We start from the raw sequence: 13831 nt of genomic DNA on the forward strand, positions 1-13831 counted from the left end.
CCCCTTAACGTCCTAAATACTTTTCAATCACATCTTCATTGGCTTGTACTTCCGCCAAGGTTCCTTCTGCAAGAATGGCGCCTTGTGCCAGAACCGTAACTTTCTCACTGATGGTGTCGATAAAGCTCATATCATGCTCGACCACAACCAAGGTATGATTCTTTTTTAATTCCAAACATAACTCTGCTGTGCGTTCAGTTTCAGCATCAGTCATTCCCGCTACAGGCTCATCCAATAAGATCAGTTTAGGTCGTTGCATCAACAGCATGCCAATTTCAAGCCACTGCTTTTGTCCATGTGATAACAATCCCGCAGGCTTTTGAATAAACTCTTGTAAACGAATCTGTTGCAAAGATTCATCCAAAGCCAACTGTGCATCGGGACTCAACTTGCTAAAAAAACTTTTTTTTACGGTTTTGTCTTTTGGTGCAGCAAGGAGCAGATTTTCCATCACTGTAAAATTTTCAAATACAGTCGGTTTCTGAAACTTACGACCAATACCCGCTTCTGCAATTTGTTCAGTACTCATTTTGGCAAGATCATAGTTTTGACCAAAAAAGGCAGAACCTTCGGTAGGACGTGTTTTACCAGTGATCACATCCATCAATGTGGTTTTTCCCGCACCATTTGGTCCAATAATGCAGCGCAACTCTCCTTCTTCAATGTAAAGAGACAAATCATTTAAAGCACGGAAAGAATCAAACCATACACTGACTTTCTCTAAGTAAAGCGCAATACCATGACTGAAATCAGCACCTTCAGCTTTAGGACGACCATAGCCCTCACCGATTTGACCACCATGTTGCGAATTTAAGCCCAAATCTGACAATAGCTCTGACATTAGTGATCCTCCTTTTTAAAACGCTCAAGCAATCCAATCACCCCTTTAGGGAGGAAGATGGTTACAACGATAAATAATGCACCAAGGATCAATAACCATATTTCAGGATATGCAACGGTAAAATAGGTTTTAACTCCATTGATCAGACCTGCACCTAGAATTGGGCCAATCAATGTGCCACGACCACCTGCTGCAACCCAAACCGCCATTTCAATCGAATTCACAGGATTCATTTCGCTTGGATTAATGATGCCTGCTTGTGGGACATACAATGCACCTGCAATTCCGGCAATCACCGCTGAAAGGACCCATGCCGAGAGTTTGTACCACAGGGTGCGATAGCCTAAATATTGCAACCGGTTTTCGCTATCACGGATTGCCCCCAACACTCGACCATAAGGCTTATTCATTAAACTACGTAAGCCGATAAAGCTGAGTAACAACACTAAGGCAGTAAGGAAACACAATGTTGCTCGCATAGAAGCAGAGGTAATATCCATCCCAAGAATGGTTTTAAATCCAGTAAAGCCATTGTTCCCGCCAAAACCTGTTTCATTGCGGAAAAACAACAGTGCAGCAGCAAAAGTCATGGCTTGGGTGATAATCGAAAAATACACACCTTTAATTTTGGAACGAAATGCAAAGAATCCAAAGATAAAGGCAATCACGCCTGGTACCAAAATCACCAAAGCCAAAGCCCATAAGAAATGCTGGGTTCCGACCCAATACCAAGGCAGCTCAGTCCAACTGAGAAAGCGCATAAAGTCAGGCAATTGCTCGCCTGCTGACTCTCGCATCAGGTACATACCGAAAGCATAACCACCCAAAGCAAAATATAACCCATGCCCCAGACTTAGAATGCCGGCATAACCCCAGACCAGATCCAAAGCCAGTGCAACCAAGGCGAGACACATGATTTTGCCAATCAAAGTCACCCAGTATGCTGAGAGGTGTAAAGCGGAATCTTGTGGCAACACATGAAACCACGGCAGAATCAGCATCACAGCGAAACATACAGCAATGGCGATTGCACTATAGGGTTTATCTGAAAGTAATGATGTGATTTTCATAGGCTTACTCCACAAAACGACCTTTGATAGCAAATAAACCTTGTGGGCGTTTTTGAATAAACAGAATCACAAGAACCAAGAGAATAATTTTGGCGAGCACTGCACCCATACCAATTTCGAGAATTGTTCCACTCACACCTAAACCTAATGCAGCAAGCACAGCGCCCCAAACCTGACCAACACCACCCACTACAACCACAAGGAAAGCATCAATAATATAGTTTTGCCCTAGATCAGGTCCGACATTGCCAACTTGTGCCAAGGCACAGCCTGCCAGCCCTGCAAGTCCTGAACCCAGTCCAAAGGCCATCATATCGATTCGTGCAGAGCGAATACCGACAGCACGCGCCATCTGACGGTTTTGCGTGACTGCACGGACGAATAGACCAAATCGGGTTTTATTAAGCAGGTAAACCAGTAAAAGTAATACAGCGATGGTGAAGACGATGATCGCGATACGGTTATACGGCAGCATCAAACTAGGTGTAAGCGAAATCCCGCCTGACAGCCATGAAATATTTGATACTTCCACATTCTGCGCACCAAAAATCATCCGTACCAATTGCATCAAAATAAGGCTGACACCAAAGGTCGCCAACAGGGTTTCTAACTGACGGCCATACAACGGGCGAATCACGGTTCGTTCTATCAACATGCCAATCAAAGCACTGACTAAAAATGCTGCTGGAATTGCTGCAATCAGGTACCAATCCACATAAGCACCCATATGGGTTTTAAAGAAGCTTTGCACCACATAAGTGGTATAAGCACCGATCATGATCAACTCGCCATGTGCCATATTGATCACACCGAGTAAGCCATAAGTAATTGCCAGTCCTAATGCTGCGAGCAATAAAATACTTGCGGTACTGAGGCCTGAAAAAACATGTCCTGTCCACTCACTGGCTTGAATACGGGTTTTAATACTACTTTGCGCACTGACCAATGCAGCCTTTAATTCTGGATTTAAGTTTGGCTGTGTTAACGTTTGTTCGATAATCGCCAGAACATCAGGACGACTAGAATCTTTTAGCGTTTTAACCGCCTGAATTTTGGTGAGCGTATCTGGACTATTAAAATCAATTCGTGCTTTTAACTGGGCTAAACGTGCCTTCACTTTATTATTTTTTTCATTGAGATAAAGTTGGTTGATGACCTTGATATCCAGTTCATCTAAATTATTTTCCAAAATATCAATCGCAGCCAATCGCTGTGATGCATCTGGGGACTGTAACTTGATCTTCGCCTGACCAAAGCTCAAGGCTTTATGCAAAGTGTTGACCAGCGTCACTTGATTTAAATCACCTGGCCAATCAGTAATTGCCTGTTCATCTGGATAACTGAACAGTTTATCGCCAGCTTTCATGATGTAGGTATTGCCCGAACTGTCGGTATAAAGTTCGTCGTTTTCGACATAGGCCACCAGCTTATCAAGCTCGTCTATACTTGCTGGCCATTGATTCAGCATCGCTCGACGCTTTGCAAAATCTGCACGTACAAATTTTTGAATGGCATCATCATGACTTGCCGCTGGCTGAGCGGATGACGATTGCGCACTATGCACAGATTCAGCAAAAATCTGTTGAATAAGAAATAATTGAGAGATCGTAAAAAAAAGTGCTGCGAGTTTCAGTCTAAGTGACATGTGCAACTCCCCCTATTTTTGTTTAAATACAATGACCTTTAAAGTTGAGTCATCAGTTAAGCCCACTATGCATATAGCGGGCTTTTGGGGTCGTAAAGTCTTTATTTAGGAATGTACGGGCTCCATGGTTCCGCTTTGATCGGTTGCGGGCTCTTGTAAACCACATCAAATTGCCCATCACCACGAATTTGTCCAATCATCACTGGCTTATGTAAGTGATGATTAGTAGCATCCATACTTAAGGTATAGCCTGACGGTGCTTTAAAGCTTTGACCTGCCATCGCTTCACGGACTTTGTCCACATCCGTTGTTCCCGCTTTTTCAACGGCTTGTTTCCACATATTGATACCAACGTAGGTGGCTTCCATTGGGTCATTGGTCACCAATTTACTGGCATTGGGTAGCTTATATTCCACTGCATATTGCTTCATCTTATTGACGAATTCGGTATTCACTGGATTTTTCACAGACATGAAGTAGTTCCAAGATGCCAAATGCCCGACCAGTGGTTTGGTGTCGATCCCGCGTAATTCTTCTTCACCGACTGAAAAAGCCATCACAGGAATATCCGAAGCTTTTATGCCTTGGTTACCCAATTCACGATAGAACGGTACGTTAGAATCGCCATTGATGGTGGAAATAACCGCAGTCTTTTTACCTGCGGCGAATTTCTTAATATTGCCGACGATGGTTTGATAATTACTGTGTCCAAATGGTGTGTATTCTTCCATGATGTCTGCATCGGCAACACCTTTAGACTTTAAGAATGCACGTAAAATTTTGTTGGTGGTTCGCGGGTAGACGTAGTCAGTACCTAATAAGACAAAACGTTGTGCCTTACCTCCCTCTTCACCCATCAAGTATTCAACAGCAGGAATCGCTTGTTGGTTAGGTGCTGCGCCTGTATAGAAAATATTTTTAGACTGTTCTTGGCCTTCGTATTGCACTGGATAGAACAACAGACCATTGAGCTCCTCTACAACTGGTAACACTGATTTACGAGAAACTGAAGTCCAGCAGCCAAAAATGACAGCGACTTTGTCCTGAGTTATTAACTGGCGGGCTTTTTCAGCAAATAATGGCCAGTCTGATGCAGGATCGACGACAACGGGCTCAAGCTTTTTCCCCATCACCCCACCTTTGGCATTAATTTCATTGATTGCCATCAGTGCCGTATCTTTAAGCGACGTTTCAGAGATTGCCATGGTTCCAGACAATGAATGCAAGATGCCTACTTTAATTGTGTCACCGCCTGTAGCAGTTGCCGATTTATTTTCTGCTGCGGGTTTCGCTTCCGTTTTATCTGCGGGTTTTGAGCAAGCCGTCAGCGCAATGCTCCCCATCATTGCCACAGCGAGAAGTGTTTTTGAAAACATTTTTTGTTGGAACATCATCTTTTTCTCTCCAAACCTTTTGGTGCATTTTTGAATGCGCGATTTTGCTTTTACCTGACAGGCTTAATTCAATTTTTATGCCAAGTGGAGAATTTGTGATTTTATCGTTGAATATTTTTCCTGATAAAAAATAATAAAATCAAAATATTAACTGCTATTATTTTTATATAAGGTGAAGATACATTAATAGGCATTAAATGCCTTTCCATCACTGGATATAGCCAGCACTTAGCAAGTGAAAATGCGAGATTAAAAGCCACACTGGTCAAATTAAGTGCGATTTTTTTTGTTTAAAATGAGCGATGAGAGTGCAAAAAATTTACCCAAAATTAAATTTTTAGGGCTTTCGGGATAAATTCTGCTTTAAAGCACCAAACGCTTTTGGCAGGATGATCCAATCCCTAAGATGGATGGAGCAGAAGTAAAAGAATAGGAGAAAAAATAGAAAGGCAATACAAAAATAATTTGTATTACGATCAATATAATTCTGTTTGCATCAATGCGATATTTAAGAGGTACCAAAAAAAATGATGCACTGGGGCATCATTTTTTAAATATGCATAAGTTCAGCAATCAAACACTCAAATCAGCTAAATTACCTTTTTGCTCTAACCAGTCTTTACGATCACCTGACCTTTTTTTGGCAAGTAATTTATCCAGTAAGCCTGTTGTGTGATGCGTGTCATCCAAATCCAACTGCACTAAACGGCGTGTATTTGGATCTAAGGTGGTTTCACGCAATTGACTGGCGTTCATTTCACCCAAACCTTTAAATCGAGTAATTTGCGGGTTTTTAGATTTAACTCTCTTTAAGATAGCTTCTAACTCTTCGTTATCAAGCGCGTAATAAACATCTTTGGCATCATCGATACGAAACAGTGGTGGCATTGCAACATATAGGTGCCCAGCATCGACCATTGCAGGGAAATGCTTGACGAAGAGTGCACAAAGCAAGGTCGCGATATGTAAACCATCTGAATCGGCATCGGCAAGGATACAAATTTTGCCATAACGTAATTCGGAAAGATCATCACTGCCCGGATCTACACCGATCGCAATCGCAATATTATGCACTTCTTGAGAGGCCAACACCTCGTCAGAAGACACTTCCCAAGTATTTAAAATTTTCCCACGAATCGGCATGATCGCTTGGAAGTTTTTATCACGGGCTTGTTTTGCGGAACCACCGGCAGAGTCACCTTCGACGATAAACAGTTCAGATTCTTCAAGGGTATGACCCACACAATCTGATAGTTTTCCGGGCAAGGTAGGACCGGCAACAATCTTTTTACGTTCAACTTTTTTGGCTGCTTTTAAACGGCGACCCGCTTTCGCAATCACAATCTCAGCCAATTGCATGGCCACTTCAGAGTTTTGATTTAACCAGAGTGCAAAAGCATCTTTGGCAATATTTAAAACAATGTTGGATGCTTCTCGGCTTGAAAGACGTTCTTTGGTTTGCCCTGAGAATTGTGGCTCTTGGAATTTAAGCGACAGAATATAATTGACCCCGTCCCAAACATCTTCAGCAGATAATTTCAGATTACGTGGCAACAAGTTACGTAACTCACAAAACTCACGCATCGCATCGGTAACACCTGAGCGTAACCCGTTTACATGGGTTCCCCCTTGTGCCGTTGGGATCAAATTCACATAACTTTCCTGAATTTGTTCGCCACCCTCAGCATTCCAGCAAATTGCAAACTCAGCGCTGGCGCGTTCAGCTTCACCCGTTGCAACAAAGGCAGGATCTGGAATGATTTCACGATCTTGTAATTCATCCATCAAATAGTCGACGAGACCATTTTCAAACTGCCATTCAATTTTTTCGTCATTAATCTGGTCAATATAATTAATTTGTAGACCAGCAGCCAATACTGCTTTGGCTTTGAGATTATGTTTTAACGCTTTTAAAGCAAATTTAGGTGAGTCAAAATATTTCGCTTCTGGCCAAAAATGTACTGTTGTCCCCGTAGCACGTTTTGGCGCTTTGCCTTCTAAAACCTCTAAAGGCGCAACAGGTTCACCATGTTCAAACGCCATTTTATAAAGATTGCCGTGGCGTTGAACTTCAACCTCAACACGATCAGACAAGGCATTGACCACGGAAATCCCTACACCATGCAAACCGCCCGAAAACTGATAGTTATCGGTGCTAAATTTACCGCCTGCATGCAGTTTCGTCAGGATAATTTCAATCCCGCTTTGTCCGTATTCAGGGTGAATATCGACTGGCATACCACGGCCATTGTCTTCGACCGACAACGAACCATCTTTATATACCGTGACAGTAATTTTATTGGCATGTCCTGCAAGTGCCTCATCGACAGCATTATCAATTACTTCTTGCGCCAAATGGTTTGGACGAGTGGTATCGGTATACATACCTGGACGGCGACGTACAGGATCTAGACCAGATAATACTTCAAGTGATTGGGCCGTATATTGAGACACGTTGAGTTTTTTCCTTTTATTTTACGGAGTATGATAAAAATTCCAGAATCATGGGTATTTTATCTGCAAAATCTTCCATCGCATGATTACCATGCATTTCTGTCATGATCAATGATGTGTGTGGAGCTGCACTATAATACCGTTCAGCGTCACGATAATCTAAAACTTCATCACCTTGTTGCAATAAGACCAGTATTTTGTCTGCATCTTGTACAAATGGCACGGCAATCGCTTCCAAATAGTCAAGTTGTAAACGATCTAAAGTCCATTGTTCATTGATCTTATAGGGAATCTGTTCAATTCCAAATAAGTTACTGAACAATTGCCATGGTCGCATAGCTGGATTAATTAAAACAGCAGGCACACCATATTTTGCGACCAATTGTGTCGCATAAAAGCCACCAAAGCTACTCCCCACCAGTGCAACATCAGGCAATTTTTCAATGAGCGCTGAAATTTGATCTAAAACCTGTTGCGGATGCTGGTTTAAATCAGGCAAATACACACTATGCGATGAATAACATCGACAATAATCATCTAGTTGTTGCCCTTTTATTGATAAAGGACTACTTTTAAAACCATGTAAATAAATAATATTCATTGAAAATAGTTTGCTTTTTTACCACCAATGTTTTAGTTTTTAATGTGATTCAAATCACATTATTGTTTTAATTTGTATATGTCAGGATATTGTCCGACAAAAAACTAAAACTTAATCGCAATTATCGGTATTTTAAATAGCGTTCAGGATGAACAAGATAAGATGATTGCCTAGGGATTTATACATTGATCTACAGCAAAAATAAAGTCTTTGTTCCAGATCAATATGGATGAGGAAATAACAATGCCAAGCTTAACCCCTTTACACGAAACCTATTGTAAGTGGGATCGTTCGCCTCCAAGTCAGGCCGACGTATTAGAAGGTTTAGCGCAGTTAGTGAGTACGCCACTCAGTGGCATGGTTCAAGACTTCATCCAGTCGATCCAACGTGAAATGTTACTGAGTATTTTTGGCTTAAGTAAACAAAAAGCCAAACGATTCCAATCCCGTCCAATTGTCGATAAATTCTATCAATTTGGTTATCACGCATTGCAAAATTATGGTAGCCACCTGATTGCCCCAATTTTACGTAAAACCATTGAACGTTTCCCAAATTTACATGATAAGCCATTGACCTCTCACATGACCTTTTTAGTCAGTGTTTTAAATGGGGTGTTGGGCGATTATTTGTTGGCAACCCATAATCCGCTCGCACTGTCACCTGTGCTCTATGATCATTATGGGTCATTACAGCAAGGCGACTTGGCTGGCCGTGTGGTGATTTTCTCTCACGGTTTATGTATGAATTATCAAGACTGGACCAATCGTAACAATGGCGGTATTGGTGAGAAACTCTTGGCGCAACGTGATCACAACACCATGTTGTATTTTCACTACAATACTGGACGTAGAATTTCAGCCAATGGACGCTCATTGGCAAATCTTTTAGAAGATTTAATCAAACGTAACCCTCGCATTACCAGTATTGATTTAATTGGGCACAGTATGGGTGGCTTGGTTTCTCGCAGTGCGCTGTTCTATGGCAAACAAAACATGCACCAGTGGTTCCACATGGTTGAGAATCTGGTTTGTATTGGTTCTCCGCATCATGGTGCGTTATTAGAACGTTTCGGATTTGCCATGCAAGAGAAAGTGGGTAATTTCCCGATTGTTAAAATGATCAGCCATATCGTCAATATCCGCAGTAATGGCATCTTAGACTTGCGTTATGGAAGTGTTCGAGATGATGACTGGGAGCATAACAATGCCCGTATTGGTTTGATGGATGACAACCGTAAACCAGCTCCGCTACCGTCGCATATCAATACCTTTTTAATTGCAGGTACCTTGGAATTTGAAAACCGCAAAAACCGCACCTTAAAAGTGATTGGCGACTATCTGGTCAGTGTTAAAAGTGCCTTGGGTGAACACCCAAACCCACGTTTTCAGTTGAAATTACCTGAATCGCATAAAGCTGTGTTTTATGGCTTAAACCATCTTGAGATTCAATATCATCCTTTGGTTTCGGAACAAATTGCCAAATGGTTTTATCCGCACCATGACGAATTGGCAGAAGAACAAATTCGCAAATATTTGATTAAATTAGAAAGTATGCAAGGGATTGTTGAGACCTAATTGTAAAAAAAGCTGATCTTCAATCAGCCTTTTTTGCTATTTCACTTCAATTTGATAAGACTTGTTCTGCTGAGGATCAACCATGTCACCATATTCATCAAAGTTTGATTTTTCTGCACATAGGGTATCGATCAATAAGCGTTGATTTTTTACAATAAAACCTTGTTTTAATTCACAAGTCCAAGCTTTATTATAAAATTTTTGGCTGAGCTTTTTGCCTGTTAAATCAAATTGCGTCACCTCAATCAACGACTGAGCAAGCGTTCTAGCAGGATGGCTCTGCGACACAGACAATACGTAGTATCTGCCACCATGTAATTGACAGTCTTCAATTCGACTTGAAAAATAATCTGGATCGACAATAAATTTTTTAAATGGCTGAGCACCCAATTTGATATAGGAAACATCGGCTGGAATGGTGTCATCAAATTTAGATTTAAACTGACAAGACACATCTTTACTGACCACTTTGCTGGCTGGTTTTGCAGAGACTTGTGCTGTAGTCAAACAGACCAGTATGCCGATCCCGGCTAAATTTATTTTATGATTCATGATTTTGCTTGATTTATAAATAATTGAAGTTTATATGAAAAAAGAGCCAGTTTAGACTGGCTCTTAATGTTTTTAAATTAGTACTTTCTAAACAACTGCCACAGACTGATCAATGCCAATACACTGAAAAACAGTAATGACCAAACAGGTAAAGATTGTCCTAAGAAAGTCCAATCGACCATGGCACATTCGCCAGAACCCTTAAGCACATTTTCAAACACAGCCTTTAAAGGCAAAGTGTTGACCCAATAGTCCAGACCGGGACCACAACTCGGGACCTGATCTTTGGGTAGATTCTGTAGCCATACATGACGAGCGGCAACACCAACTGACCAAGAAATCGCAGCTAAACCCAAAACGCTATAAATGCGTTTAAATACATTTGTTTTTGGGTTATGCAAAAAGGCAATCAATGAAATTAGCCCTAGACCAATCAATCCAATACGTTGAAATACACATAGTGGACATGGCTCAAGCCCTTGTACATGCTCTAAATAGAGCGCAAATGACATACCAATCACACTTGCCAAAAATAAAAGACCACTTACGAAGCGATAACTACGCCATTGCATGGAACTTCCTCATTATCTAATCAATGCTTTATCTAAATTTACTCAGATAATCCTCGAAACTTATACTTGTATTTTGTTCAAGTTGCTGTTGTTCTGCGAGAGATGTTCGAGTAAGTCCCTCAAAATACGCTAAAGTTTCCGGACTTAATACATGTTGTTCGTAACTTTGAATATGTTGATTGGCCATATAGCCACCAAAATTCCATGTACCACCTTGCTCTACAGTATCGGCAATCACATGTGCTGATAGTGTTTCGTCCACATCATCAATACGTGTTTGCATCACCGTCAATGCTTGACGATATAAATCTGTTGCATAGGATTGGTTGAGTAGATCTGCAAGTGGTTGCATGGCGGTGACATGCTGTTGAATCCACTCAAGTAATGGATATTCAACACCCGCTTCAATGATTTTCGCATTTGGCGCACGACCACGATTGACCACTTCAGCCTGATTTTGCTCAATAATATCTTGTTCTTCATCCCATAAATCTGGGCTTTCTTTAAGTAAGCAATACAACGCAACCACTTCCAAGAAGCCTGCTGTATCCTCATCGATGCCAATCGCACTGTATGGATTTACATCTACCGCGCGTAATTCAACATAGCCAATCCCACGATTTGACAAGGCCTGAGATGGCGTTTCCCCTGCTTGTGGCACTTGTTTTGGACGGACTAAGCTGTAGTATTCATTTTCAATTTGTAAGACGTGATCATTAATTTGAATCGGCTGACCATTGGCATCGTTTAAACCTAAATGACTAAACTGCGCATAAGGTGAATTGACCGCTTTTTGTAATTCAGCCACATAACTTTCTAAATTGTTGTAATGAATACCCAATTGTTTTTGTGCAGAATTTTGATAACCAAAACGCCCCATACGCAATGCTGTGGCATAAGGTAGAAATAATGTGCCTTTGATTAAAGGCAACAATTGATGTTCACGGCCTGTCATAAAGCATTTACAGACTGAAGGGCTGGCACCTACCAAATACATCACAAGAGGAGTTAAACGAATAAAGTTACGGATCAACCCAAGATAGCGATGACTGCGATAATCTTGCAGGCTTAATGCTTTAAGCGCTTCATTGCTTTCGTGTTGTTGTAATTGTTCAAATAACGTATCTGGGAAAGACACATTATAATGTACACCCGAAATCGTCTGCATACGGCGCCCATAACGAATGCCGAGACCATGACGGTATAAGGTTTTGAATTGACCAATATTGGATGTGCCATATTGTGCCAAACGGATATTTTCTTCTTTGTCATCCAGCATACATGGCATGGACAAAGTCCACAGCTTTTCGCCATTTTCTAAATGGCGATGCACAACAGCATGCACATCTGTTAAAAAGCTTAACGCTTCAGGAATGCTTTCTTTGGGAGGTGTAATAAACTCCATCAAAGCTTCTGAATAATCTGTGGTGATATGCGGATGTGTTAGGGCTGAGCCTAAAGACTGAGGATGATCAGCCTGTGATAAAAAGCCATTACTTTGCATACGCAGGCTTTCACGTTCGATGCCACGTAACATGCCTCTGAATAAGGTAGAATCCACCCAATTTGGTACTAAAGATTGGGAAATCGTTTCGGGTTGACTCATACTTACTCGCTTATCTTAAAGAATTTTTTAAAATAAAATGTTTTGATGCGCGCAGTATAACGTTATTTATCGATATACACGTATAAGCATCGTTGTTTTAAATGAATTATTCACTTTATTTCGGAAAAGTTTTTAACACAAACTACCTCTACAAGACATCTAAAATTTGTGATTTTATAGAAAAATTACCACTAAAGAATTGTAACTACTATGAATTATCAAGAAATTATCGATTTTTGGTTTAGTGAAGAAACTCAACCATTTTGGTTCGCAAAAAGTGACGCATTCGATCAAACTTTGCACCAAAGATTTGCACATACCTTGGATCAAGCCAAACATTGTGAGCTATGGACTTGGCGTGCCACAGCAGAAGGTCGCTTGGCTGAAATTATTGTTTTAGATCAATTCTCGCGTAATTTGTATCGAGATCATGCTGAATCTTTTGCACAAGATGCCTTGGCACTTGCGCTAGCACAAGAAGCAATTCAGCTGAATTTAGATCAACAATTAAGCCCCGAACAGCGTTCATTCCTGTATATGCCATTTATGCATAGTGAATCAAAAATTATCCATATCCAAGCTTTACAACTTTTTGAAGAGCTGGGCAATCCACTCAATTTAGATTTTGAGAAAAAGCATAAAGTGATTATTGATCGTTTTGGGCGTTATCCTCACCGTAATCAAATTTTAGGGCGAAGCTCAACGGCAGAAGAAATTGAATTTTTAAAACAGCCGAATAGTCATTTTTAATCCTATTTATTTTTATCTAAACAGCTTATGCAGAAACATTTTGCATAAGCTGTTTGACCAGCGCATCAAAGCATGCTGATCCATCAGAAACAACAAGCGTTAGAAAACATAGCTGTGTTTAATAATGGTATTTTCAATCATTTCTGCATGTATGGACTTTAACTGCTGTTCATGCGAGTCAAAACTTGGAAATAGCGGTATGCCCTTTCCAAGAAGAACAGGCATGATAAAAACTTCTAAAGTATTGAGCAGCTTCTGTTCAATAAAGGTATTCTGCAATTGTGTTCCACCGACAATCCAGACATTGCCGTTATAATTCTGTTTAAGGTGCTCAACAAGTTCATCCACAGCTAAGTTCCACCGCGAAAGCGAGGCATGAGTTAAAGCTAAATCAGGATTAGAAGTGACGATAAATCCTTTCTGGTTTGGATAAGGCCACGCCTCAGCAAAAGAACAAATCACTTCATAGGTTTTACGCCCCATAATCACAATATCGATATCTTGGATAAAATCATCATATCCACAGTCAATACTTTGAAATGGTGCTAAAAAGGCTACAGAACCATCTGGTGTTGCGATATAGCCATCTGCGCTTGTTGCAATATAACCTTTGATTTGAATACTCATTTAACCCTCTCTCAACAGCCTTCACTCTTAACAGTCTTTATTTTTTATCATGGATCAAATACGCATAATACCGTGCTTATTGTTTAAATTTTACGTGAACAGTCATTTATCTTGCTGGGTATCATCCTGAATTAACAAAATTCT

12 protein-coding genes are annotated in these 13831 nt (G+C 40.7%); 2 read left to right on the plus strand and 10 right to left on the minus strand.

The annotated features are described in order from the left end of the window. Positions 1-4 precede the first annotated feature (4 nt). From urtD to L3V46_RS21060, 6 genes are all read right to left on the minus strand, one after another. Complete coding sequence (gene urtD / locus L3V46_RS21035) at positions 5-829, minus strand: urea ABC transporter ATP-binding protein UrtD (RefSeq protein WP_171066887.1); 825 nt, start codon at positions 827-829, stop codon at positions 5-7. A gap of 11 nt (positions 830-840) precedes the next feature. Beyond that, positions 841-1911, minus strand: coding sequence for an urea ABC transporter permease subunit UrtC (urtC, locus tag L3V46_RS21040; RefSeq protein WP_004718664.1), 1071 nt, complete (start codon positions 1909-1911; stop codon positions 841-843). Positions 1912-1915: 4 nt separating this feature from the next. Then, on the minus strand, positions 1916-3556 hold the full coding sequence (gene urtB / locus L3V46_RS21045; protein ID WP_239046672.1) for an urea ABC transporter permease subunit UrtB: 1641 nt from the start codon (positions 3554-3556) through the stop codon (positions 1916-1918). 101 nt (positions 3557-3657) lie between these two features. After that, positions 3658-4947 carry an urea ABC transporter substrate-binding protein gene (urtA, locus tag L3V46_RS21050; RefSeq protein WP_034611328.1) on the minus strand — a complete coding sequence of 430 codons (1290 nt, stop codon included), beginning with the start codon at positions 4945-4947 and terminating at the stop codon, positions 3658-3660. A gap of 576 nt (positions 4948-5523) precedes the next feature. Continuing rightward, the gene (parE, locus tag L3V46_RS21055) at positions 5524-7404 is read right to left on the minus strand and encodes a DNA topoisomerase IV subunit B (protein ID WP_004718669.1); all 1881 of its coding nucleotides are present in this window, start codon (positions 7402-7404) and stop codon (positions 5524-5526) included. A 16-nt stretch (positions 7405-7420) separates the two neighbouring features. Next, positions 7421-8005, minus strand: a complete 585-nt coding sequence (locus tag L3V46_RS21060; RefSeq protein ID WP_004818343.1) for a YqiA/YcfP family alpha/beta fold hydrolase — start codon at positions 8003-8005, stop codon at positions 7421-7423. Positions 8006-8248: 243 nt separating this feature from the next. Between L3V46_RS21060 and L3V46_RS21065 the strand changes: the two genes are divergently transcribed. Next, positions 8249-9580: an alpha/beta hydrolase gene (locus L3V46_RS21065; protein WP_004818342.1), complete on the plus strand. Its 1332-nt coding sequence runs from the start codon at positions 8249-8251 to the stop codon at positions 9578-9580. 36 nt (positions 9581-9616) lie between these two features. On the opposite strand, the gene L3V46_RS21070 is transcribed toward L3V46_RS21065, so the two are convergent. From L3V46_RS21070 to gshA, 3 genes are all read right to left on the minus strand, one after another. Then, complete coding sequence (locus L3V46_RS21070) at positions 9617-10132, minus strand: hypothetical protein (protein ID WP_239046673.1); 516 nt, start codon at positions 10130-10132, stop codon at positions 9617-9619. Between the two features lie 77 nt (positions 10133-10209). Then, positions 10210-10704 (minus strand): disulfide bond formation protein B, encoded by a 495-nt coding sequence (locus L3V46_RS21075; protein WP_004818338.1) that lies wholly within the window; start codon positions 10702-10704, stop codon positions 10210-10212. Positions 10705-10732: 28 nt separating this feature from the next. Next, the gene (gshA, locus tag L3V46_RS21080; protein WP_239046674.1) at positions 10733-12310 is read right to left on the minus strand and encodes a glutamate--cysteine ligase; all 1578 of its coding nucleotides are present in this window, start codon (positions 12308-12310) and stop codon (positions 10733-10735) included. 210 nt (positions 12311-12520) lie between these two features. Here gshA and L3V46_RS21085 point away from each other — a divergent pair, with 210 nt between their 5' ends. After that, the gene (locus L3V46_RS21085; protein ID WP_004718682.1) at positions 12521-13060 is read left to right on the plus strand and encodes a DUF924 family protein; all 540 of its coding nucleotides are present in this window, start codon (positions 12521-12523) and stop codon (positions 13058-13060) included. Between the two features lie 99 nt (positions 13061-13159). Here L3V46_RS21085 and L3V46_RS21090 read toward each other — a convergent pair whose 3' ends face one another. Beyond that, on the minus strand, positions 13160-13687 hold the full coding sequence (locus L3V46_RS21090; protein ID WP_004718685.1) for a dihydrofolate reductase family protein: 528 nt from the start codon (positions 13685-13687) through the stop codon (positions 13160-13162). Positions 13688-13831 lie beyond the last annotated feature (144 nt).

The sequence above is a fragment of the Acinetobacter sp. AG3 genome (assembly GCF_022343575.1).
GTDB classification, from domain to species: Bacteria; Pseudomonadota; Gammaproteobacteria; order Pseudomonadales; family Moraxellaceae; genus Acinetobacter; species Acinetobacter guillouiae.